The 26146-nt window shown below is 40.9% G+C and carries 16 protein-coding genes; 14 read left to right on the top strand and 2 right to left on the bottom strand.

Annotated elements, in window-relative coordinates:
- Genes BVC88_RS09590 through BVC88_RS09580 form a run of 3 tightly spaced genes read left to right on the top strand, consistent with a single transcriptional unit; the run spans position 1 to position 4168 of the window.
- Positions 1-2196, top strand: a complete 2196-nt coding sequence (locus BVC88_RS09590; protein WP_245803624.1) for an urea transporter — start codon at positions 1-3, stop codon at positions 2194-2196.
- A complete protein-coding gene (locus BVC88_RS09585; protein WP_075350458.1) occupies positions 2181-3524 on the top strand; it encodes a tetratricopeptide repeat protein in 1344 nt (447 codons plus the stop codon). The genes BVC88_RS09590 and BVC88_RS09585 overlap by 16 nt, the downstream gene beginning before the upstream one ends.
- Positions 3512-4168 (top strand): tetratricopeptide repeat protein, encoded by a 657-nt coding sequence (locus BVC88_RS09580; RefSeq protein ID WP_245803623.1) that lies wholly within the window; start codon positions 3512-3514, stop codon positions 4166-4168. Before BVC88_RS09585 ends, BVC88_RS09580 begins: the two co-directional genes overlap by 13 nt.
- Positions 4169-4334: 166 nt before the next feature.
- Here the strand turns inward: BVC88_RS09580 and BVC88_RS09575 are convergent, their stop codons facing one another.
- Both BVC88_RS09575 and BVC88_RS09570 read right to left on the bottom strand, forming a co-directional pair.
- Positions 4335-5438, bottom strand: a complete 1104-nt coding sequence (locus BVC88_RS09575; protein WP_075350457.1) for an FG-GAP repeat domain-containing protein — start codon at positions 5436-5438, stop codon at positions 4335-4337.
- A gap of 108 nt (positions 5439-5546) precedes the next feature.
- On the bottom strand, positions 5547-8699 hold the full coding sequence (locus tag BVC88_RS09570; protein ID WP_075350456.1) for a PVC-type heme-binding CxxCH protein: 3153 nt from the start codon (positions 8697-8699) through the stop codon (positions 5547-5549).
- 344 nt (positions 8700-9043) lie between these two features.
- Between BVC88_RS09570 and BVC88_RS09565 the strand changes: the two genes are divergently transcribed.
- The 11 genes from BVC88_RS09565 (at position 9044) to BVC88_RS09515 (ending at position 26145) form a co-directional block, all read left to right on the top strand.
- Positions 9044-12094, top strand: a complete 3051-nt coding sequence (locus tag BVC88_RS09565) for a SusC/RagA family TonB-linked outer membrane protein (RefSeq protein WP_083639065.1) — start codon at positions 9044-9046, stop codon at positions 12092-12094.
- Positions 12095-12138: 44 nt separating this feature from the next.
- Complete coding sequence (locus BVC88_RS09560; RefSeq protein ID WP_075350454.1) at positions 12139-13647, top strand: RagB/SusD family nutrient uptake outer membrane protein; 1509 nt, start codon at positions 12139-12141, stop codon at positions 13645-13647.
- A 196-nt stretch (positions 13648-13843) separates the two neighbouring features.
- On the top strand, positions 13844-16519 hold the full coding sequence (locus tag BVC88_RS09555; protein WP_075350453.1) for a c-type cytochrome: 2676 nt from the start codon (positions 13844-13846) through the stop codon (positions 16517-16519).
- Positions 16516-17331: a 3-keto-disaccharide hydrolase gene (locus BVC88_RS09550; protein WP_075350452.1), complete on the top strand. Its 816-nt coding sequence runs from the start codon at positions 16516-16518 to the stop codon at positions 17329-17331. The genes BVC88_RS09555 and BVC88_RS09550 overlap by 4 nt, the downstream gene beginning before the upstream one ends.
- Before the next feature lie 335 nt (positions 17332-17666).
- A complete protein-coding gene (locus BVC88_RS09545) occupies positions 17667-18725 on the top strand; it encodes an aldose 1-epimerase family protein (RefSeq protein WP_075350451.1) in 1059 nt (352 codons plus the stop codon).
- A 157-nt stretch (positions 18726-18882) separates the two neighbouring features.
- Entirely contained in the window at positions 18883-20091 is a 1209-nt protein-coding gene (locus BVC88_RS09540; protein ID WP_075350450.1) for a cupin domain-containing protein, read from the top strand.
- A 108-nt stretch (positions 20092-20199) separates the two neighbouring features.
- Complete coding sequence (locus BVC88_RS09535) at positions 20200-21222, top strand: sugar phosphate isomerase/epimerase family protein (RefSeq protein WP_075350449.1); 1023 nt, start codon at positions 20200-20202, stop codon at positions 21220-21222.
- A gap of 207 nt (positions 21223-21429) precedes the next feature.
- A complete protein-coding gene (locus tag BVC88_RS09530; protein ID WP_075350448.1) occupies positions 21430-22596 on the top strand; it encodes a Gfo/Idh/MocA family protein in 1167 nt (388 codons plus the stop codon).
- A 236-nt stretch (positions 22597-22832) separates the two neighbouring features.
- Positions 22833-24200, top strand: a complete 1368-nt coding sequence (locus tag BVC88_RS09525; RefSeq protein WP_075350447.1) for a hypothetical protein — start codon at positions 22833-22835, stop codon at positions 24198-24200.
- 6 nt (positions 24201-24206) lie between these two features.
- On the top strand, positions 24207-24842 hold the full coding sequence (locus tag BVC88_RS09520; RefSeq protein ID WP_075350446.1) for a hypothetical protein: 636 nt from the start codon (positions 24207-24209) through the stop codon (positions 24840-24842).
- Between the two features lie 268 nt (positions 24843-25110).
- The gene (locus tag BVC88_RS09515; RefSeq protein ID WP_075350445.1) at positions 25111-26145 is read left to right on the top strand and encodes a proline iminopeptidase-family hydrolase; all 1035 of its coding nucleotides are present in this window, start codon (positions 25111-25113) and stop codon (positions 26143-26145) included.
- The last annotated feature ends 1 nt before the right edge of the window (position 26146 follow it).

Raw genomic sequence — 26146 nt, 5'->3', positions numbered from 1 at the left:
TTGACAAAAAAACTTGCATTGAAGCAATTTGAGTGGTTTTGGGAAGCCTTGCTCAATAGCTATGCCCAGGTTTTTTTCTCCGACAATAAATTATTTGGAGTTGCCCTCTTGATAGTTTCTTTTATTGATTTGTATGTAGGACTGTCAGGTTTATTGGCTGTTTCGACAGCTCTTATTATTGCGAAAATTCTTGGCTATTACGAGGGGAATATCCGACAGGGATTCTATGGATTTAATGCATTATTGGTAGGAGTAGGTTTAGGGATCTATTTCGAGCCAGGGCTTTTATTGTTTTTTTTGGTTTTTCTCTCAGGAGTTTTAGCGGTTTTGATTTCCCTGACCTTAGAGGGAGTTTTGGGCAAATATGGTCTTCCTTTTTTGAGTCTTCCTTTTCTTCTTATTTTTTGGATGCTTCGGCTGGCTTCAAAGCAATTTGAATCTTTGGGCCTAAGTGAGCGCGGAGTTTATGTGCTAAATGAGCTCTATACCTTGGGAGGAGGAAACCTTATTCAGTTCTACGAATGGATCAATCAATTGGCAATTCCAAGCTCACTTAGATCTTACTTCTTCTCGCTCGGAGCCATTTTCTTCCAACAAACTCTCGTGGCAGGCTTGGTAGCTGCTATTGGATTATTGATTTACTCGAGAATTGCTTTTACGCTTTCGATTTTGGGTTTTTATATAGCCTATTTGTTTTATATGATTTTGGGAGTGCCTTTTTCTGAGTTGACTTTCAGTTATATAGGTTTCAATTTTATACTTACCGCCATCGCTTTAGGAGGCTTTTTTATTATTCCAAGCAGGAGTAGCTATCTACAACTTTTGCTGATTATTCCTTTGGTCGTTTTAGTTAGTGTTTCCCTCCAACAGGTTTTTGGTTATTTCTATCTTCCAGTCCATTCTTTTCCTTTCAACATAGTTACTCTGATCGTTCTCTATGCCTTGAAATTCCGAATGGATAACCGAATTGGGTTGAGTACGATTTTTTGGCAGCAAAATTCTCCTGAAAAAAACCTTTACAGTTTTTCGAATTTCATGAAGCGCTTTGGAAAAAACAGTCCCATCCCTATTTACCTTCCGTTTTTTGGTGAATGGACGGTGACTCAGGGGCATAATGGCGAGTTTACGCATAAAGATAATTGGAAGCACGCTTGGGATTTTGAGATCAAAAATGAAGATGGGATCACTTTCAAAAATGAGGGTGACTTCCTCCCAGATTATTATTGTTTCTACAAAAATGTTTTGGCTCCCGCCAATGGGGTAGTCGAGCAGGTAGTCAATGACCTTGAAGATAATGTGATCGGCACGAGGAATCTGGACCATAATTGGGGAAATACGGTAGTGATAAAGCATGGGGATTTCTTGTATTCCAAGTTGAGCCATCTTAAAAAAGGGTCTATCCCGGTAATGGCTGGGGATGTGGTAGAAAAAGGACAGGTAATCGGGAAGTGCGGGAATTCGGGGAATTCTCCCTACCCACATTTGCACTTTCAAATCCAATCAACTCCATATATCGGGTCTAGTACGATTGATTATCCTATCTCTGATGTGTGGATTCGGTATCATGGTAAAGAAAGTCTGCAAGCAACTTCCAATCCAACAAAAGGTGCTTTGGTCTCTCAGTTGGTGCCCAAATCGGAAATGAAAAAAGCTTTTGCATTTGTAGTAGGAGGTACTATCAAATTCCGGACAGAAGAAGGGGAAGAAGAGATTTGGGAAGTCAAGCGAGATTACTTTTTGAATAAGTATTTGGAATGCCAAAGAACAAAATCAAAAGCATATTTTAAAGTGGATGATTTAATGCTGCATTTCACCCATTTCGAAGGTAAGAGGACCTCACTGATTTACCTGTTTTATCTTTCCGCCTTCAAGGTGAGTTTTGGGTATACACATGGACTGAAACTTCAAGACAGCTTTCCGATCAACCAGATTTTTCATCCCAAACGAATCTTTATTCAGGATTTTATTGCGCCATTTTACCAATATCTCAGGGCTGATTATACGCTGAATTATCCAAAAGCTAGCAGGGGTTTTTCTGATAAGCCCTTTACTTTGAATGGGATGATCACCAAGTCTGCATTCAAAAAAACTTTGGAAAGTTCAAAATTCGAATTCGTTATAGATCAGGTAGGGCTGAAGTCTTTTTATTTTGAAAGAGGAAACCAAAAAACAAAGGCACTATGTGTAAGAGACTGATCCTTTTAGTTTTTGTTGCATTTTCAGCTTTATGGGAAGCCAAAGCTCAGGGTAAGCTGAGTCTGTCCCAGGTTGATGCCAGGACTTATGAGTTATTTATTCAAAACGACTGGGAGAGATTAATCCTTGAAGGAACGAATGCGCTTGATCAAGGGATTGATTACTATTACTTGAGAGTGCGTTTAGGAATTGCCTATTTCAAAAAGGGTAATTATCACCAAGCTGCAAAGTATTTTGAAGGGGCTATGGAGATTAATAAGGAGGAGTATGTTCAGGAATATCTTTACTATTCTTACCTGTGGTCAGGAAGAGAGTCTCAGGCAAAATTGGTGGCTCTAGGATTTTCACCTCAAATGAAAATTAAAACTCAAACCGATCAATCCAAAGTTTTGAAAGGACTTGAACTGGCCTACAATTACACCCAAATTACTGATCAAAAAGTAATTGATGAATTCTCTGCTGATGTTGATCCTCTTGCCGAAGGATATCAATTTATCCCCCGTTTTCATCATTATGGCTTTCTGGGATTGGACTTAGATATAAGTAGTCGCTTCAATCTTTATCAAGGTTTCAGTGTCTTACAGGCTACCCAGTTCTATTATAGTCAGGACGGAGATATTCCGATTCAAAACACGAGCTATGTTTCTGATTCCTGGCAGTATTATGCCGGAGCATCATTCTATCTAGGGCAAGGGGTTCATCTTTCAGCTGGAGGACATTATCTGAATATTTCATATCTCCAGCAGCAGGCGGTCGGAGTAGGAAATGGACAACAAACCCAGCTAGTGAGCAGTACGCTAAAGGATTCTGATTTTTTGGTCTTCGGGTCGATTTCGAAAAATTTCATGAATCTGGATCTAGGTGCAACAGCCTATTATGGCACGATCAACAATGGCAAACAGATTCAGTCTGATTTGAATCTGACTCTTTTCCCTTTGGGAAACTTGAATTTTTATACCTTCTCCGTTTTCACCTTCCAAAGTCAGGAATTTGCGAATTCTTCCTCAGTCAAAAGGTTTATTTTCAATCAAGAAATAGGAGCAAAAGTGACTAATTTTCTTTGGCTGGAGGGTTTTGGGACGTTCGGGGAAATAGAAAATTATTTTACCAAACAAGGTCTAGTCGTTTTTAATCGACTGGATAAAATTGAAAGCCGCTTGGGAATGCGGGCTATTGTCTTACCTCATCCAAACTGGAAACTTACTCTGGATTTTAGTCATTTTTCAAATAGCAGTAGTTTTCAAACACTATCTGACTTGACTCAAGAACAAAATCTTAAATCGTATCAACTTCAATCTTTAACTGCAATACTATCATGGAAATTTTAACTAAAAAATTCCTAAACCTTTCTGATTTTCCATTTAAGAAATGGGGATTTTTTGGATTGGTTTTTCTTTTGATTTCTATAAGTTCCTTTGCTCAGGATAAACTAGTAAATGCATTCAAGGAGAGCTATGCTTTAGAAAATAAGGGTGATTTTAATGGTGCTATTGAAAAAATCAAAGAGGTTTATAAATCGGATTCATATGAAATGAACCTCAGGTTAGGTTGGCTTAATTACCAGAGTTCAAAACTCCAGGAGTCTGAAGATTTTTACAACAAAGCGGTAAATTTAAAGCCCTATGCGATAGAACCGAAATTTGGACTTGTACTGCCTCTTTCTGTGCAAGGAAAGTGGACTGAAGTGGAAGAGGTTTACCTCAGGATTCTGAAAATAGATCCTCAAAATTCGCTGGTAAATTACAGGATAGGTCTTATTTATTACAATCGTGCAAATTTTGAAAAGGCAGATCCCTATCTGGAAAAAGTAGTAAATCTCTATCCCTTTGATTATGATGGCTTGATACTACTTGCTTGGAATAAGCTCAGTCTTCAAAAAACAAGAGAAGCAACAATACTTTTCCAAAAAGTACTTCTGCTCAATCCCGGGGATACCTCTGCATTGGAAGGCTTAAAGCTTTTGAATGAATGACATTTTAGGCCTACTTTTCAATATTTAAATTTGGAGATATTTGTTCCTGTTAGTTCAGTTTATGCCTATTTGCTTTTTTGGTTTAACTCTAATATCGAGTTGTTTTTCATCAGGATTTAGGAACTTTCCTTAAAATATGGTTGGCATAGTTATTTAAAAGAAAATTTTATTTCTGAAAAAATACCACTAAGCCATCTTTTCCAGCTACAGCAATATCTATTTTCCCATCGCCATTAAGATCGCCAGTAGAAAAATAAAGTCCTGTCCCTTTGCCAGATTCAAGTGGTCCATAGCTGATCACATTTTTGGTAAATGAGCTTCCATTCCACTGAAAATAATATAATCCTGCTTCTTCTTTTCCTCCTGGATCCTTTCCATTGTGGGCGCGATAGCGCTTTCCGGTGAGTAGTTCCATCTTGCCGTCTCCATTTAGATCAAGCCATTTCATGGTATGGTATTGAGAGTTGAAAGGATCAATTTCATGTTTTATAAAATTGATTTCATCACCCTTTTTGCTTTGCTCTAGCCAAAAAAGTCCATAGTCATGGCCTTGGCCCACAATCAAATCTGCCAAGCCATCATTATTTACATCTGTGACTATAATCGGAATACTAGCATCTTGGAGTTGGAATACCTGATGATGAATCCATTTGCCATTGGCGAGATCTTTTGGAGCTTCCAGCCAACCATCGGAGACTACCAAGTCACCGCGTCCGTCTCCATTGATATCACCAAAGCCCAATCCATGTCCATGTAAATCTGCCACTGGGAATTTCTGAAATTGATCTGCGCCAGTCATTTTGTAATAGGCGAGTGCCTTCCGGGGAGTATTTGGCACGATTTCAAGTGTGCCATCTCCATCGATATCCCAAGCAGCGATGGTTTCGATATTCCCTGTTTCAGCAATCAAATGAATTGGCCATTCAATCGCTTTTCCGGGGTTTTCTTTCCAGATTAATTTCCCTTCAAACCAACCTCCTGTGATGAAATCCATTTGCCCATCTCCATTGACATCCATTGGAATGGTTGAGAAATCTTCATAGTATTCACCATATCGCTTGACCTGCCCGATAAAACTTCGGTCAAGAAACTCCGGCCCCTTATACCAATAGCTTCCGGATACTAAATCAGGATTCCCATCATTATCCACATTCATAATCCCTACTGATTCGAAGGATTCGAAGGCGATGACTTTCTTCTCGAAGGAAATAGTTTGTGCTTTTGCAGAAAAAAAAGCGATGAAAAGAAGGGGCGTTAACAGATATTTCATGAAATTAAGATAGGGGAATTGTTGAATAAATGAATCCTGTGGTAAATCTCCCAATCTCTAATTCCCTATTCTCTCAATTTCCCTAATTTTCCAATCTTCCAATCCCAATCACTTCTCCAACGGATGCATCTTCAACAATTCAGAAGCATTCCAAAAGCCTTCTTTATCCTTGACTTCCTCGCGAATCTTTTTCACCAAATCAGGAGATACCGCAGAGGCATTGTTTCCAAATGAATTTCGAACATAAGTCAAGACGGCAGCTATTTCTGTATCATCCAGCATGCCTTCGTAAGGCGTCATAGGAACTTGACCGGGATAGACTTTTCCAGCAACTTCCATCTCACCCATCAATCCTTTCAACACGACCTTGATCATCCGCTCAGGACTTCCTGTCACCCATGGAGTGCCTCGGAGTGGGGGAAATTGGGAAGCTGAAAGTCCGCCACCATCGGCCTGATGGCAAGTGGAACAGAAACCGTCACGTGCATAAATTTCTTTGCCCAGAATAAATAATTCGCGATCCGAACCAGTTAGTGAAGACTTGATGTCTTCTTCTTTTTTCTCAGTCACTGAAAGCCCATTCAAATGAGCAATTGCAGTTTCTAAAGTTCCTTTTATCCAGGTTTCATCTTGAGGCTGTTTTGCCGATTCTTCAAGAATTGGAAGGCCTTTTTCTCTCGGTAGCCAACTTGCAGCGACGATTGCCTCCATTCGTACATGACCATTTGGATCTTTGGCAGCTGCCAATAGCAATTCGTCTTGATCTTTGACTTGATGGCCCGTATACCTAACCACTCGAGTTGCAGCAGCACGAACCCGATGATCTGATGATTTTGCCAGCTCACGCAATAGCTCTTGATTCACTTGATTAGCTCCCCAAGTTACCCAAAGTGCTTCCAAGCGATTGTGCTCATAATTTGGGTCATTTGAATCTAAGTTTGCAACCCAAGTTTTTACCGCTGCTATGACTTCTCCTTTTTCTCTTCCCCGTAGCTCGCGTCGCGTACGATAGCGAGTTCTGTATTCAGGAAGTTTAAGGTTTTCCAGTAATTCCGGGATACTTGCTCCGTCTATTTTGGCCGGAGTCACCAAAGGTCTGCTTGGATAAGTCACCCGATAAATCCTTCCATGTACGTGATCTCTGAGTGGATCCCTAGCGTTGTGTTGCATGTGACCAATCAGGATATTATGCCAATCTACAATATATAATGAACCGTCTGGTGCAAACTCCATATCCACTGGTCGGAAATTTCGATCTGTAGAATAAACAAGGTCCTGGCGGAATTTGGTGTGAAAACCAACCTCATCTTCCACCATTTGGTGTTGCTTGGTTCCTAAGAATCCGATAGTATTATTGATGATCATATCACCCTGCACCTCATCTGGGAAGTGACGGCTATGAATGAATTCCAAGCCTGAAGTCGGACGGACCATCTGTGCTTTTTCGATCATATTAGGACCTTTGAAGTTCGAATTCCCGTAGCGGGGCAAAGTTGATCCCGGAAGCATCCAATTGACATTTGGACCAGAAGTTTCTGCGTAGAAGTTTTGTCCCCAGTCATCAAAAGCTATTCCCCAAGGATTAGGGATACTCACTTGATTCACTCGCTCCAAGTGGTGACGCTGGGGTTGATATCTGTAAAAACCTCCATTAGTCGCGCGGACAGGGCCATAAGAAGTCTCCACGTTAGTATGAAGAAATACCCCTTCCGCCATATAAATCGCACCCGATTCATCGGTGGTGAAAGCTGAAATCGCATGATGCGTATCGTGGTCGTCAAAACCACTTAATAAAATTTCTTTACGATCAGCTTTGTCATCTTTATTATCGTCGATAAGTAAGATCAGATTGTTCCCCTGAGAAACATACACCCCTTCCGGAGCCAATTCGAAGCCAACAGGAATATGTAAATCTTCGGAAAAAGTGGTTTGTTTGTCCGCTTTGCCGTCATTGTTGGTGTCTTCGAGAATGATCAATTTATCCTTTGGTCTCGGATCACCAGGTTTGTAATGTGGATAGCTTGGCATGGTCGCCACCCAAAGTCTTCCTTTGTTGTCAAAAGAAAGCTGAACTGGATTTGCCAGATCCGGAAATTCAGATTCAGAAGCAAAGAGCTCAATTTTATAGCCAGGCGCTGTTTTAATTTCCTTAAGCGCATCTTCACCATATTTATATTCTAAGCTTCCGTTTTGATCAGGATTGTAGTTTGTTTTGACTTCCGGCAAAGATCGGGTTTTTGCATCTGCAGCCGCTAAATCTTTGACTTCCCCTTTGGTCGCCATCCAAATCGCAGTATCGCGAATAGCAGTCATCTGACGGATTTTTTCCTGTTCGTAGGGATAGTTATCTGGACCAAAAGGATCGTATCTACGGCCAAAGACATGAACTCCATTTGGGATTTTGTAGTCATTGAGCCAGAGCCAATTTTTTTCTGTGACAGCTTCTTCTATTAACTCTCTATTAGCCTCTGCTTTAATTGGACTTTTGCCAAAAATCTCATCTGCCAGCAGCTTGCTAAGCTTTTCATAGCCAGCTTGATTTAACTGAGAGCCATCGATGGTAAGATCCAAATCAGATTCGGCATACCATTTTAGACTTGGGGTAAAAGCATTTACAAAAAGCACTTTATTTTGTGCGGCCACTTCAGCCATTCCCTCAGCGTAAAGCTCAATTAATTCGTTTTGAGCTTTCCCGTCAGGCACATCTATTTTTGCAGAAAGATCCTCCATTGCAATCGGAGAAACTATGGCCAATTGAGGAAGTGTGTCTCCATTGTATTTCTGTCGAAGGGAATGTTTGATCCATGCATCCAATTCTGCTTTAAAATTCTCTAATCCAGCCTCGCCCTGAAAGGACTCATTGAAGCCAAAGAATCCAATGACTATGTCAGCCTTTAGTCTTGTTAGCCATTGATCGGGTTTTTCCAAAAATCCCTCTGAACCTGAAGGGGTGGCATATTCATCTTGATAATCAGCAGCTCCAGGGAATGCCCATGGATCATTTGTGCCAGATCTAGGCCGAAAGCCAGGAGTGTCACCAGGATCTCCCATGTTACGAATTATCAGATCCTTTTCAGGATAACGGAGGTAAAGTTCCGTCTCAAAAGTCCCATAATTCATCATCCTAGAGGGGAGGTTGTTTCCGACAAGGGCAATGCGGGTATTTTGAGCAAGATCCAGTGTCTTTTTTTCGGTGCATTGGAAACTTATTCCTGCTACCAAAATGATTAAAAACAGGGAGAAATTTATTTTATATGTCATTTCGGGAATAAAATTAGATTCTAATTATAGCGAAATTGTAGATGGATTTCAATTAAATAATGCTCGACAGTTTTTTTTTAATAAGTATGAACAAGTCTTTATAATCACTTTTTTGCAAGCACACCTATTTATATTATAAATACATAAATCATGGGTACTACCATCCTGTTCTATCCTGTGAATTTTACATTTATATTTTTTTATAAACCACTGAAATACAGGATTGTGCAGGATAGAATCTGCTTGGTTAATCAGGTACTTGGAGAAAGTAATAGTGCCATTAACATAAACCCAATCTTATGAAAAAACATTTCCAAAACACAGTAATTTCCCGATTGCTTGGGATGTTACTAATTATTTTATTTACCGTTCCAATGGTATTTGCGCAGTCTGCAAATATTACCGGGACGATAAAAGACGAGACAGGAGAGCCTGTACCAGGGGCAACCATTATGATCAAAGGTACACAAGTAGGTACCGTGACTGATCTTGATGGAGTTTTCAGCATTCAAGCTTCCCCCGGTGACATTTTGGTTGTAAGTTTTATCGGGTATACAGCGAGAGAAGTTATAGTCCAAAATGGTCAGACGAGTTACGATATTTCACTTCAAACATCTATGTCGGATTTATCCGAAGTGGTAGTAGTGGGATACGGTAGCCAGATTAAAAAGGAAGTAACTGGAGCGATCCAATCAGTGGGGGCTAAAGAACTTGCTGATTTACCGGTTTCTTCGGTTGCTCAAAAGCTTCAAGGTAGACTTGCAGGAGTTCAGATTAATCAAACGACTGGTAAGCCTGGTCAAGGTATGAACGTAAGGATCAGAGGACAACTTTCTGTTTCGGGAGGTAGCGCACCTCTTTACGTGGTAGATGGATTCCCAATTACAGGTGATATCAATGCAATTAACCCTGATGAAATCCAGGAAATTACTGTTCTAAAAGATGCTGCTTCCACATCCCTTTATGGTTCTCGAGCTGCTAACGGGGTTGTGTTGATCACCACCAAAAAAGGGAGCAAGGGTCAAACCAATGTGAATCTAAATGTTTTTACAGGCTGGCAAACAGTTCCTGAGAAAGGCAGATTGGAAATGCTGAACGCAGAGGAATTTGCACAGTTTAAGAAGGAGTATTACACAGATGCCGGTCAGACCGTTCCGGACATTTTCCAAAATCCTGCTGATTACCGAGGAAAAAACAACGATTGGTATGGTGCAATGTTGGAAACAGCCCCAATTACTTCTTACAACTTAACGGTTACTTCAAACAAGGAGCGGGTCAATACTGCTATTATCGCTGGTTTTTTTGATCAAAAAGGGGTAGTGAGAAATACAGATTACGAGCGATTCTCTCTTCGAATGAATACTGATTACGCAATTTCAGACAAAGTAAATATTGGAGTTAATGTAGCTCCCAGCTATGTGGTAGATAATACACCACAAACAGATGGGTCCCGAGGTACAGGTATTTTATTCAACGCGCTCCATACTTGGCCGGTGATGCCGATCTACACAGAAACTGGTGAATTGACATCTTTTAATAGATTTCCTGCGAACACTGGAAATATCTTCGCTTACCCAAACTGGTTGAGATCTGCGGATGAAATAACCAATGAAACCAAAGTATTGAATGTTCTGGCAAATACTTACGTGGAATGGAAGCCAATCAAAGGGCTTTCTTTGAAGTCTACATTTAATGCGGAATTGAGAAATTCTAATTTCTTTTTCTTCAATCCATCCACTGCGACCAACGCAATCAATGTCGCTTTACCAACAGTTGCTGTTTCTATACGAGATGAATTTCAGGATTTATCTTGGTTGAATGAAAATATTGCAACCTATGGAAAAAGTATAGGAGACCATAATTTTGAGGCTTTGCTAGGTTTCTCCAATCAGAGATTCCGAAGTGATCGGACTAGAATTCAGGCGGATACTTATGCAGATGATCGACTTCCAACCATCCAAGGTGCGATCAACGTCAATCGAAATGGAACAATTTCCGGTGTGGAAGAGTGGTCTTTAACTTCGGTTTTTTCTCGATTAACTTACAATTATAAGAGCAAGTATTTATTTACAGCTTCTATCAGAGGAGATGGTTCATCTCGATTTGGAGCGGATAATCGTTGGGGAGTTTTCCCTTCCACTTCAGTAGGATGGGTGCTTTCCGATGAGGGTTTTCTTAACAGTAGCTCAGCTATTTCTTTTACGAAGCTTAGAGCTAGTTATGGAGTGACCGGTAACAATAATATCGGTAACTACACCCAATATGCATTGGTTAACAACACGATTAATGCAGTTTTTGGAAATACGGTAGTACCTGGAGCTGGTGTAACTTCCTTGAATAACTCAAATTTAGGATGGGAAACTACAGCTCAATTTGATATTGGATTAGACTTAGGTTTATGGGATGATCGGATCACTTTCGTGTATGACTTTTATACCAAAAACACCACAAACTTACTTTATGCAGTACAGATTCCTCAGGAGTCAGGCTTTACCAATTTCAATGATAATATCGGGGAGATTAAGTTTTGGGGACATGAGTTCTCGCTTACAACCGTAAATACTACCGGTTCTTTCAGATGGACTACCAATGCAAATATTTCCTTTAACAGAAATGAGGTATTGGAGCTCGCTGATGGAATAGATAGAGTCTATGGAAGCTGGCATATTACCCAAGTGGGTAAGCCTTTTGGCCAATTCTACGGCTTAAATAAATTAGGTAACTATGCCAATGCAGAAGATTTGGCAAACTCACCAGTAATTCCAGGAAGATCCACAGTTGGAAGTATCAAGCTGGAGGATGTCAATGGAGATGGTGTGATTACGTTTGGTGGAGATAATGATGACCGAACCATTATCGGTAATCCATTTCCGGACTTCACTTATGGTATCATCAACAATTTTGCTTGGAAAAACTGGGACGCAAGTATTACCGCTTCAGGTTCTCAAGGTAATGAGCTTTACATGAGACACCTCTTTTCTACTGCAAACCTGGACGGGGTATTTAATATGGTGGCTAGAGTAGCAGATCGTTTTAGATCTCCTGAGAATCCAGGTGCTGGAATTTTTGGTACTACAGTAGGTGGAGGAAACGTGACTGGAATTGAGCGAGACTGGCCAAACAGTAATTTTGTTTGGGATGCATCGTATTTCACTATTCGAAATATTACTGTTGGTTATACATTTAAGAATTTGCCGAAGGCGATTAAGTCTGCCAGAGTCTACGGATCGGCACAGAATGTATGGGTATTTACTGACTATTGGGGCGGATCAAATCCAGAAGTAAGTATGCAGAATAATGGTGCAGGAGATGGAGGTAACCTAAGCCCAGGAGTGGATTTGGCTGGTTATCCGGTTCCGCGTACGATCACTTTCGGCGTTAATGTTACTTTCTAAGCTGAGAGATTCCACCTTATTTATTCACTTACAAACGAAAAAAAATGAAAAAATATATCCTAGCTATTTTGGTGACTGCATTTGCGCTAAGTGGCTGTGAAGACTTCCTTACGGTTGTGCCAGAGACTCAGCTGAGTTCGGCCACCTTTTTCAAAAATCAAACTGACTTTGAGCAAGCGGTAAATGCTGCTTATGTTCCACTACGTACCATCATAAATGATCGTGCTTGGTTACTCTCGGAAATGCATTCAGATAATACGTATTATGCTCGAAATATTCTTTTTGGAGCTACTGATAATCAAGAAGATTTGGCAGATTTCTCTGTACCGGAATCCAATGGTACTACTGCCAATACCCACGTATTGAATCAATGGCGTCAAGATTATCTGATCATTGCCAGAACAAACCAGATCTTAGCATTAATTGATGATGTGGATTTTGATGCAGCGGCTAAAGCTAATGTTAAAGGCCAAGCATTATTCCTAAGAGCTTATGCTTATTTTGAATTAGCACGTTATTTTGGAAGTGTTCCACTTCATTTGGTTCCTGTTGCAGTTCGAGAAGAAGCAGCTTTGCCTTTAGCAAATGAAGCAGAAGTTTACAATCAGATTATAGCTGATTTACAAGCTGCAGTTCCACTTTTGCCTAAAAAAGAACAACAAACTCCCGGACGAGTAACCGAGGGTGCAGCAAGAACACTGCTAGCAAATGTTTATATAAATCAGAAAAAATGGTCTGAGGCAGAGCAAATTTTAGCTCCCGTATTGACTCAGGGCTATCAATTGATGCCGAATTATGAAATGGCGTTCCCGGGAAATTCATCTAATAAGAACAATGCAGAATCGGTTTTTGAGGTTCAGTTCTTAGAAGGAGCTGCTGGCTTGCAAGGGAATTTTATCTACCAATTTATGCCTAGACCGATTAGTGCAGCAGAGCTTCAACCTATAATGGGAACAAGCAATCCTCAGAACATCGATGGGGAAGGAAATAATATTCCCACACCGGATATTATTGCTGCTTATGAGCCGGGTGATTTGAGAAAGGATGCTTCTATTGGCAATGTATTTCTAGCAGGTAGTTTCAGAGACGATAAAAACTATCCTTACATTAAAAAACACGCGAAACTTCACTCTCAGCATAATAATCACGGGACTAATTGGGTAGTGTATCGCTATGCAGAGGTATTGTTATTTATGGCTGAAGTGCTGAATGAGCAAGGGAAAACCGGTGAAGCTATTGGATACTTAAATCAGGTGAGACAACGTGCGGGCTTAGAAAACACCACAGCAGCAGGGCAAGTTGATTTACGGGAAGCAATCTTTAAGGAACGAAGAGTGGAGCTTGCTTTTGAAAATAAGCGCTGGTTTGATATCCAACGAACGGATCGAATTCAGGAAATCATCGTTCCGTACGGTCAGCGAATTATTGCAAATCCATTAGACTATTATTATCCGCCGATTGCTGGTGCAGTGCCTAGAAGCAATGCATTTACAAATATCAAGAAGTTCTATGCGTATCCGGCAGCAGAGTCAGATTTGAGTCCGTATTTCTAATTTTTTCATAAACATAGTACAGCCCAGCTTTTTTCGGAAAGAATACTTCTGAAAAGGTTGGGCTGCTTTTTTTAAAGCATGAGATGGCAGGACAGTTTTTTAATTCACAAAAAGTAAATAGCTTAAACTATACATGATAATTGAGTAAATTTTGATTTATGAACCCTTTCACCGAAATCCAATAACCCAAAAGTATATGATCTTTAAATCTTTTCTAAAAAAACTCTTCCTGAGTGCGGTGGTGCTCTCAATTGCAGTTTCCTGCGCTAAAAAAGAAGAAGATGCCCCACTCGATCCCAAAGTATCGAAACTTAAACTCCCAGAAGGGTTCAAAGCTGAGCACATTTATAGCCCAGGTGATTTGGATCAGGGTTCATGGGTAGCTATGACTTTTGATGATAAAAATCGTCTCATTACGGCAGACCAATATGGTTTTCTCTATCGATTGGATATTCCTGAGATCGGGTCGGATTCTTTGGCTCCTAAAATTGAAAAGTTGATCATCGGGAATGTCGCCGAACCTCAAGTAGGAATGGGCTATGCCCAAGGCTTGCTGTATGCCTTCAATAGTATTTATGTGATGGTGAATCACAATGGAAATGAGACATTCAAAGAAAGTACTGGCCTGTACCGAATTCAGGATTTGGACGGGGATGATCAATATGAAACTGTAACTACAATTAAACTTTTTACAGGTCAACCCGGAGAGCATGGACCGCATAGTATCAAACTTTCTCCAGATGGAAAATCACTTTACATGGTTGCAGGAAATCATGTAGACGTACCAGAAATGGACGCTTACCGACTTCCTCGAGTTTGGAATGAGGATAATTTATTCCCTGAGATCAAAGATCCTCGTGGTCATGCCAACTCTAGAATGGCTCCAGGAGGATGGGTTGCTAATTTTTCACCTGATGGATCTTACTTTGAGTTGATTTCAGCAGGTTATAGAAATCCATTCGACATCGCTTTCAATGAGGCTGGAGACCTGTTTACCTATGATTCGGATATGGAATGGGATTTTGGGATGCCTTGGTATCGACCTACTCGAATCTGTCACGTAACCAGCGGATCCGAATATGGATGGAGAACCGGAAATCAGAAATGGTCTCCGCTTTATCCAGATAATCTTCCTGCCACTTTAAATATAGGTCAGGGTTCACCAACTAACGTGATGTTTGGAACTGGTGCAAATTTCCCAGAGAAATATCAAAAAGCACTCTACGCTTTTGATTGGAGCTTTGGAATTATCTATGCTTTTGAGCTTTCTCCGAAGGGAGCTACTTACGAGGCAAAAGCAGAAGAATTTATCTCAGGATCTCCGCTTCCTTTGACAGACGGAATCATCGGTCCGGATGGCGCGATGTATTTCATGACGGGAGGGAGAAGATTGGAATCAGATCTTTACCGTGTTTACTATGATGGTGAGGTCGAGAAAAATATCACTCCACTTCAAATTGCCGATCTTCCTGCGGAGAATAAGTTGAGAAGAGAGCTGGAAGAATATCATAAAGTGGGAGCTTCTTCAGAAGGTTTGGAAAAGGCCTGGGCAAATTTGGATCATAATGATCGATTTGTACAATATGCCGCTCGAATTGCTTTGGAACATCAGCCAATAGATTCCTGGAAAGTAAAAGCACTGGAGGAGCAAAACCCGGTAAAACTTACCCAAGCGATGATCGCTTTGGCTAGGCATAGTGAAAAAGGTGCCGGAACCCCAATGATTCAGGTATTGATGGGAATCGACTATTCGAAACTCAATGAGAAAGAGAAGCAAGATTTACTTCGAGCATTCGAATTGATCCTCTATCGTCAAGGTGATCCTGCAAAAAATGTTAAGGATCAGTTAGTGGCCTATTTAGACGGGAATTTTCCTGCAAACAACAATAATCTAGATCGTGAGCTCAGTAAATTATTGGTTCATCTGGATGCAGCGGATGCGGTGGAGAAAACCTTGGCACTACTCGAAAATGCAAAGGATGATCCTGATTACCAGAAAACGTTCACCTCATCCTCGGATCTGATCATGCGTAATCCACAGTATGGATTGGATATCGCCAATATGCTGGCTAATGTACCACCTGCTCAACAAACTTATTTGGCAGTAGTTCTAGGAGGAGCGGAGGCTGGATGGACGCCTGAGCTTCATAATGAATACTTCACTTGGATTCAGAACGCTTTCAAGTATAAGGGTGGTCGAAGCTACGTTGGGTTTATTGACAGGGCCAGAAAGATGGCATTGACTCATGTAGCCCAAGCAGATTTTGATAAATACAATGAGCTTTCGGGAGCAGCAATGTTGACTAGCAGTGGAAATGATCTTGCAGAGACGACTATTCAGCCAGAAGGGCCTGGCAGACGATGGACAGTAGAAGAAGCCTTGCCTATAGTAGAAAACCTTAGTGGTAGAGATCTGGTACGAGGGAAAGCTATGTACGTGGCTACACTTTGTCAATCTTGCCACACCATGAAAGGTGAAGGAGGAATAATTGGTCCAGACCTTAGTCAGTTAGGAACTAGATTCTCTGCAAAGGATATTTTAAATGCCACTATCAATCCAAGCGACGAGATTTCTGAGCAATATGAAGCGACTATATTGGAACTTAAAGCTGGAGGATCTGTAGTCGGTCGCTTGACCAATGAGGATGCTGGTAATTATTATGTTTCTCAAAATCCTTTTGCGCCAGATGTGATTCGTACGGTGGCTAAAGCTGAAGTGAAAAGCAAGAAAGTTTCGGAGGTTTCAACGATGCTACCAGGAATGATTAATCGACTCAATGAAGAAGAATTGAAAGATTTGATGGCCTACCTGATTTCAGGTGGAAACGAAAATCATGAAGTCTATCAGAATAAAGCAACAGCTCAGAAATGAAACTCCAATTTTTAAAAAAATATCTACTTCTTGAGACGGCTGCTGCCGTAATGGTTCTAGGCTATTACGGGATCGAATCAGCATTTCCACCCTATGAAAATAGCGATCAGCCAGTTGTTGTTTCTCAGTTGGAATCAACTCAAAAGGATTTCAAATCCATTTTTGACGGAAAAACACTCAAGGGATGGGAGGGAGATCCCACGTACTGGACAGTCAAAGACGGTGCGATCGTTGGGACCATTACTCCTGAGACTTTATTGAAAGCAAATACTTTCTTGATTTGGAAAGGAGAGGTTTCTGATTTTGAGTTGAAAGCTGAATTCCGAATCTCGGAATCAGGCAATTCAGGCATCAATTATCGAAGCGATCGTGTGGAGGAAGTTCCATTTGCGCTTCGTGGCTACCAAGCAGATATCGATGGTAAAGTAAACTATACTGGACAGAACTATGAGGAGCGAAAGCGAGCCACTTTAGCCTACCGAGGACAAAAAACACGCATTACCTCTCAGCCGGATGGGATGACCAACCTCCGCGACTTTGTAGAGCGAAATGCCTGGAAAGGATTGAATGTGGAAAGTGAGCTTGGTGATCGTGCAGAATTAGGTGCAAAAATCAAGAAAGAAGATTGGAACGAGATTCATCTCATCGTGAAAGGAAATGTGATGCAACACTATGTCAATGGAATTCTGATGAGTGAAGTGCATGATGAAGACACTAAAAACCGGATGATGTCCGGTCTGCTCGGAGTACAGGTCCACGTTGGGCCACCGATGAAAGTCGAATACCGCAAATTGATGCTCAAAAAACTTTGATTGGGTTTAACCCGGATTATGCATTAGAATTCGTAGTGAAGATTTAAATCGCAATAAATCAGGAAGTTTCATTTCGAAAGCATAGCATCGCTATGATGAGAAAGGAAACGAAGCGAAGCGACTGTTTTGAAGTGATTTAAAGCTGTAATAGAATTTCTAATGAATATTTCGGGTTGAAGGATTCATTCTTCGGAATGGATCCTTTTTTTTTGACCAATGGCAGTTTTTCCTCCTTCATTTTTTCTAACTTAAAATCAAATGCCTTGACCTACCATATAGCGCAGGATAGTGTCGGAAGGGCTTTTTTATAGATTGAATCCCTACAAAAACCCAAAATGAATCCAAAAAATCTAGGCAGCTGGAAACATAAGCTTTCGAATACGCAGCAAATCGGGGGAATTGAAACTTCAATTCTTGACAATGGTCCTGGAAAAGGAACCCGTATTGCTTGGATTAATACTGGTACAGGATTACGCTACAAAGTTGTCTTGGATAGGGGAATGGATATCGTGGATGCACTTTTCAATGAAAATAGTCTGGCCTGGATTTCACATGCCGGCATTACTGCACCACAGCCTTTTTCCAATCAGGGGATTGATTGGCTTCGAACTTTCGCTGGGGGCTTGCTTACTACTTGTGGTCTTTCATCCATGGGGCCGCCAAACGAAGATGAAACTGGCAGTAAAGGACTCCATGGTCGCTTTTCCAATTCGCCTGCCGAGTTGATCTCAATTCGTCAGCCTGATATTTTCTCGGAGGATTTGAGTTTTGAAATCGTAGGAAAAATAAGAGAGACCACGACTTTCGGTCCGAGCTTAGAGCTTACACGAAGTATTTCAGGAAGCTTGGGATCAGCAGAGATTCATATCAAAGACCTGGTCATCAATCGGGGAAATACGCGAACGCCTCATATGCTATTGTACCATATCAATTGTGGCTGGCCCCTGATAGATGAGGGGACACGGATTATTTGGAATGGAGAAAAACAAGGAAAAGCAACTGACGCGAATAATACCGATTTCAATATCCAACATGAATTTACCCGCTGTGCAGCCCCGATGGATGAGCATGCAGGTTTTGGGGAAGATGTTGCTTTTATTCTTCCAAAAGCTGATGCTAATAACCGAGTGGTTTGTGGCTATGCAAATGATGAATTAGAGTTGGCTTTTAAAATTTCATTTTCGAAAGAGCAATTCCCTTGGCTGATCAATTGGCAGCACTGGGGTAAAAACGAATACGTCACTGCTTTGGAACCGGCTACCAATCCGCCAATTGGGCAAGCAGCAGCAAAGGAAAATGGAACCTTGATCTATTTAGAACCTGGGGAAAAGCGAGAATACGAGTTGAAGTTGGAAGTGCTGACAGGGGAGAAAGCCAAGGAATTTAAAATTTAAAATGAATTATCAAAAATTTGGAATAGGCAGATGGTCCTGGTTCCAAAATTACTTGTAAAAAATATCGAATGCAGAATGCTAAATTTCTAATAATGAAGTAACTCTGACTCTAATCTTTCAATTTTCCAATCTTTCAATTTTCAAATCATAAATACCAATGAGCCTAGCCAAAAAAGCCCTCGAACAAGGGGAAGGAATTTTAAGATTAACACCGACTTGGGTGCCAAGATCATTTTGCGTTCCCGGTCGTCGAATCAAACTTCATCCGGATGATTATTATAGCCTTGGTGGTAATCGTGGAGGAATAGATGAACGCTGGTTTTCTTCGACTACTCCAGCTCAAAATGGTCCTCTGACTTCCAAAAATGAAGGCTTGAGTCATATCGCTTTTGAAGAAGGGGGTAAAACTGAACTTTTCCTGCTCAAAGATGCGATTGATGAATTGGGAGCTCAGATCATCGGAGATCGACTTTGGAATGCGCATAAATCCTGGCCGATGTATTCCAAGTTTTTTGACAATATGGGGCCACTACCACATCATATTCACCCGAGCGATGAATTTGGGAAGCTGACTGGCCAAAATGGAAAACCTGAAGCTTATTATTTCCCGCCTCAAGTAAATAATCACGGAGGAGATTTTCCTTACACTTTCTTTGGAATCGCACCGGGAACGAGCAAGGAAACCATTCTGGAATGCCTGAAAAACTTCAACAAAGGCGACAATAAAATCACAAACTATTCTCAAGCTTTCAAACTTCAGCCTGGAACAGGTTGGGATGTGCCCCCTGGGATGCTTCATGCTCCTGGTTCGCTCTGTACTTACGAGCCACAAAAGGCTTCCGATATTTTCGCGATGTATCAATCCTTAGTGAATGAGGCTATTATTCCGGATGAATTGCTTTGGAATGCTACACCGAAGGATCGCTGGGGTGATCATGATCTCTTAGTGGAAATGATCGATTGGGATCTGAATGTAAATCCGAATTTGATGGACAACCACTACATGGAACCAAAGCCGGTGGAGGCTGTGGAAAAAATGCATGCCGCTGGTTATCATGATGCTTGGATTTGCTATCGTTCGCATGATTATTCGGCGAAGGAATTGACGATTTTCCCTGGTCAGACTGTGACTATTACCGACAGTGCTGCTTATGGAATGATCATGATGCAAGGTCATGGCACGATGGGTATTTGGGATATTGAGACTCCTGCATTAATTCGATTTGGTCAACTCACGCATGACGAGTATTTTGTATCTGAGTCTGCGGCTAAAGCTGGAGTAAAAATCACAAACCATTCCAAGACCGATCCGATCGTGATGCTGAAGCATTTTGGGCCAAAGAACCCTGATTTGAAAGTTTTCTAGTCAACGGTGGACTGACCACGGTCAACAGCTGTAGATTATGGTTAGTCCTCTTTTGACGATTAATCTTTCAATTTTCTAATCTTTCAATTTTCAAACTCTAAAATAACCATGAACAATTACCCAAAACTACACAACGCCACTTGGCCGGGATTGGTCGGAAAAGGACCGGATTCTGAGCCGATCATACCTTTTGATTCGCTGCTTGAGATGACTGCAAAAGCCGAAGTCAATGGAGTGAAATTTGACGGAATCGATGTGGGTTTGCTTGAACCTCACTTTGATTTGAATAATGCTGATGAAGCCAAAAAGCTTGCGGATAAAGTATCCAAATACAATCTGAATGTGGGTTCGCTGGTTGCTCCGATTTGGGCAGGTTCAGCGATGGGCACTGCAGATCAGCGGAAGACTTTTGTGGATATGGTTCGGAAGTCCTGTGAGTTTGGACAAAAGCTCAACGAACTTGGAGTTCGGCATTACGGAGTAGTACGAATCGATTCAGCTGCCGGTGTTTCAGATTGGGCGAAGGATCCAAAAGGAAACACCAAGCAAATAGTGGAAACTTTCCGTGAAGCCTGCGATGTTGCTGCCGGTTTTGGAGAAAGACTAGCGGCTGAAGGGGAGATTTGCTGGGGTGCCATGCATAGCTGGAAACATATGGTGGAGACTTTAGAAATGGTTGACCGACCGAATATTGGCTTTCAGGCAGATATGTCGCACACCTTTTTATATACCATGGGCTACAATGCTCCAGAGCATCGGATCTTAGCTCCAGATGCGGATTTGAATGATCGGGAAGCGGTGAAGGCAGCTTTGAAGACGGTAACGGATGCACTTCGCCCTTGGACTATTGACTTTCACGTAGCCCAAAATGACGGGTCAGTTTTCGGTTCAGGTTCTCATGATAAAACAGGTCGTCATTGCCAAGCTACAGATCCAAATGGAGTATTAGATATTGTCCATGATGCAGGCTACTGGCTCCGGGATGAAAATGGAGTTTTGACCAAAGCCATGAAGCATATCTGTTGGGATGGGTGCATGTTCCCTAACTCAGTAATGGAAAATCAGCAGACTTGGAATGATATTCTGGCTACGATGATCAAAGTCAGAGAGGCGCATGGATGGAAGGGGTGAGTTATGATGTTAGATATCTGATGTATGATTTTTGAAATATGAATTACGAGGTACGAGATTCTTGAATCTAGAAAAATCTTTAAAAACGCGAGGCCTTCCTTTCAACTCTTCAACTATCTAATACTGTATATCGATTACTTCCAACATTACCACTTTCTAACTTATCAACTCAATTTTCAAATCTTTAAATATTTCAATTTTCCAATTATGGCAAATAAAAAACACATACGAATCGGACTAATCGGTACTGGACTGATGGGTCGAATCCATACGAATGGCTACAAGCGTTTAGCAGACTTTTTCCCAGAATACGAATATCAACCTGTTCTTCAGGCTTGTTGCTCTCGAAAAGCTGAAAGAGCAGAAGCTTTCATGAAGCAGTGGGATTATGCATCCTATGAGACAGACTGGAAAAAAATCATCGCTCGTGATGATATCGATGCGGTGGATATCTGTACTCCAAATGACATGCATGCCGAGATTGCCATTGCAGCTGCTGAGGCAGGGAAGATGATTCTTTGCGAAAAGCCTTTGGCAAGAACGGTTGCTGAGGCGAAAACTATGCTGGATGCCGTGGAAAAAGCAGGAGTGAAAAATACGGTTTGGTACAACTATCGAAGAGTTCCTGCGGTGACTTTGGCGAAGAATATCGTGGCTTCCGGCAAACTTGGGAAGATCTTCCATTACCGAGCAAATTTCTTACAGGACTGGACGATAAATCCTGAGTTACCGCAAGGGGGAGATGGCCTTTGGAGATTGGATGTGGATGCAGCAGGGTCTGGAGTGACAGGTGATTTATTGGCGCACTGTATTGATACTGCCATGTGGCTCAATGGAGGAATCAAAGATGTCTCAGCCATAACAGAAACGTTTGTCAAAGAGCGAGTTCACGTGGGTTCAGGGGAAAAGCAAAAAGTCGGAATCGACGATGCTTGTATTTTTCATTGTCATTTTGACAATGGTTCGCTTGGACTTTTTGAAGCCACTCGATATGCCAGAGGTCACAAAGCGCTCTACACATTTGAGATCAACGGAGAGCATGCTTCGATTCGATGGGATTTGCATGATCTGACTCGATTGGAATATTTTGATCATAGTGATGAAGGAATTGTCAGAGGCTGGCGCTCGATTCACGTGACAGATGGGGACCATCCTTATATGAGTCGATGGTGGATTCCCGGAACTTCGATCGGGTATGAGCATTCATTTATCCATCAGGTGGCTGATTTCTTTCATAGCCTTGAGACAGGAGAGGATTGTCACCCAACTTTCCGAGATGCTTTCGAAACTCAGAAAGTGTGCGAAGCAGTGATTAATTCTGCCAATGACCGAGCTTGGAAGGATACTGGAGTGGATTGGGTGGAAAAAGTCTGAATAATAAGGTCAAAAGTCTAAAAACTCCAAGTCGAAAGGCTTGGATTTTTTTATTCCTGATTTTTTTCCATTTGAATTATATAATATGCAGTTAGTTTTTTGTCTAAAAATTTCTTCAAATTCTTCTTGGAAAATTAAAATGAAAATAATTTCTTAAAAGCGATAAACTTTTAATACTATGTTATATAAACCAAACCAAACCTTTATTTAGGTTAACTGGTATTCTGATCGCAGTCTTGATTGGACTGCTGGCTACTTCCTGTATAGAGGAAGAAATTGAGCAACTTTCTGATTTGAAAAATTCAGAGATTGAAGCGGCTAAATCCTGGTATGACGCCTTTGAGATGCAAAATCAAGGGGATGAAAATGCCAGAAAGGTCAAAAATGGAAAAGGAAAACCAGATTGGGCCAAATCTAAGGTGTACAATCAATCGGATGGAAAGAAGGTCATTGAAGTACAGTTTGACTTTGAGGATATTGCGATTCCTGAGCATCTGAAGACCGAAAAACTGGAGAAAAATTCGATTTTACAGACCTTAATCCTTTTTCCAAAATCAGATGGAAGTTATGTTCCTTATTTTTTGAATATTTATCCAGATAGCCCGGATAAGAAATTCAAATTGAAAGATTTCATGGACGGCGGATATCAAAAGATTCAATCAGATTTCTCAGGGATATACCGGTTTTACAGATGGAATGGAGATTTCATTAGCGGATGGCGGATTAAGGATGGGATAAAGACCCATCGGATAAAAGAGTCAAAAGCAAAGGGTTCAAATAAAAATTCAAGATTAGCCAATTCTTATCTCGTTTGTTATCAGGTGGTGACCACTTGGTATAAGTCTACTTGTTGGGAAGGTTTTGGTTGTACCACACCGGTTGAAGATGGAACAACTGTTTCAGGGTATGAGTGTGAACTGGTAATGGCACCCCCAACTCCGGGAGACACTGGCGGAGGCGGAGGTGGTGGAGGTACCCCGCCTTCTACAGGCACAGAATGTGAGCAGCCGGAAGGAAATCTTCAGGGAGTGACTGTGGATTGTGATGAGGAGGAAGAAGAGGAGGAAGGGCCAGGTGACAGATTGTGTATTAGTTCTTTTGGGAATATTTCAGGAGGAAATGATGATTCTTTTTGGGAAGGAAATCTTAACGGACTAAGATTTGAAAATGGCCAATTATTAAATCAATTTGATATTTATTTTGCATTAGGTAATGGGATAAGTGATGCTGCAATGAATAGGATACAAAACAATACAATTATGAATACTGTTGGCAGTGGTTCAGCTTTAGATTATTTAATAGAAAGGTTTCCTGATATTATATCAAGTGGAGATTTATTTTCACGTGTTGAAAATGGTGAAGTTTTTTGGTATTTTTCTAAATATGGAGCGCAAAGAATACTTCAATTTTCTGCCAATGGAGCTGCATTTGGTGTGTCTCAAACAGTTATAGAGCCACACAATCCACTCAATAGTAACACCAAAAGGCTCTTTTTGGAGTATTTTGATGAATTTATTAAAGTTTTTGCACCTGAGTCTACAACCTCAGAATTCCCGAAAAGAAATGTTGTAAATTGTAACTCGTCTTATAGTCCAAATTGTTAAACTGAAATGGGTTCTATTTTAGAAGAAATTGAAAATTATTCTTTTCAATTACATAGAGATGATCTTTATGCAAAGACTGATGAAGAATTTATCAAAATCAATAAGAGAAACCAGCTGGAGGTTGAAAGGATAAAGAAAAACTTAGAAAAATTGGAAGTTGAAAAGGTTGGGTTAGTGGAATCTTGGAATTCTATGGTTATTCTTCTCAAAGAAAATGATCAAATTAAAAGAGTGACGGATCGCACTAAGGGAGCCCACACTTATTCATTTAAGATGGAAATTCTTCTACCAAATAAATTAGGTATTGGATTTTGTTTGAGTCAAATAGGGAAATTAATTGGGATTTATTTCACTAGCGGACATGCAAAATCAATTATTCCAATAACTGAATATACTTCCACTATTGGTGTATTCTCAAAAGAATCCAAAAATCCATTTATCAGTTATTTCCCCTATTCTGAAGAACAAATTAATTTTGCTAACAAGTTGATTAGTTGTTGTGAAAGATTCTTTCCTGAATTTCAATTGTTCAATAATATATTTGCCGCTACCAAGATTGAAGATATTGTGATCGATGGGAAAAGTGTTTACAGATCAGACCTTTTTCAGGTGTTGTTTGCTGATAATCTTGTGATTATTTAATTGAAAAGTATAAAAAATCCAAGTCGAAAGGCTTGGATTATTTTATTTCTGAGAAATCTCAACTTGTAATAGGGAACATGTAATTAGTTTCATGTTTAGAATTTCTCTCCGTTAAATTTGAAGTTCAAAAACTCCAAGCCATAAGACTGGGAGTTTTTTTCTAAAGCTTGATTTTCATTCCCTTCAAGGAATGGTAAAGCAATATTATTTTTCAGTTGAATCCTTGAAATCTTTGGGTTAACTTGTTAAGGAACGAAATACATCACCCATGAAAAACTTTTGGTTTCTACTTCTTTCATCTGCAATCTGCCTTTTCTCCTGCCAATCATCCACTCAGACTGAAACGATTCATGCCGATTCGACTGCAGTAACATTAGAAGATGGAGTTCAGATGATTCCCATCCAAACTCCAAAAGGAGAATTCAAAGTTTATACTAAGCGGGTAGGGGATAATCCTACCATGAAAGTGCTTTTGCTTCACGGCGGACCCGGGATGACACATGAGCAATATGCGAACTTCAAAGATTTCCTCCCTCAGGAAAACATCGAGTTTATCTGGTATGATCAGTTGGGTTCGGCCCATTCAGACCAACCATCAGATAGTACACTTTGGACGATCGAGCGATTTGTGGATGAGGTAGAGCAGGTGCGAATCGCTTTGGGACTGAACAAGGATAACTTCTACCTCTACGGACAATCTTGGGGCGGAATGCTCGGGATGGAATATGCCTTTAAGCACCAAGACAAACTCAAAGGGCTGATCATTTCCAATATGATGGCAAGCCTAGCTGACTATGAGAAATACGCCAAGGAAGTACTTGGGCCGCAAATGCCAAAGGAGGTCTTTGCTGAGGTGATGGAAATCGAGAAAAAAGGTGACTTCGAAAATCCCCGCTACATGGAGCTGCTTGGAGAGCACCATTACCCTCAGCACGTCCTTCGCAGACCGTCTGCTGAGTGGCCAGAAGAAATCAACCGCATGATGGGGCAGGTCAATCCCAATGTCTATGTGTACATGCAGGGCTATAGCGAATTTGGAATCACCTCAGGGGCAAGTCTGGAAGGTTGGGATGTAAAGGATCAATTGAAAAGCATCACCGTTCCTACTTTGGTCATCGGCGGCACCCACGATACCATGGATCCCAAGCACATGGAGTGGATGTCCACAGAAGTCCAAAACGGCAGATTCTTACTTTGTCCGAATGGAAGTCACTTGAGCCAATACGATGATCCGGAGCATTTTTTCCCAGGCTTGATTCAGTTCTTGAAAGATGTAGATAAGGGTGATTTTAAAAGAGATTAAT

The sequence above is a fragment of the Algoriphagus marinus genome (assembly GCF_001936475.1).
GTDB classification, from domain to species: Bacteria; Bacteroidota; Bacteroidia; order Cytophagales; family Cyclobacteriaceae; genus Algoriphagus; species Algoriphagus marinus.
This window is presented reverse-complemented; position numbering and strand designations above follow the sequence as displayed.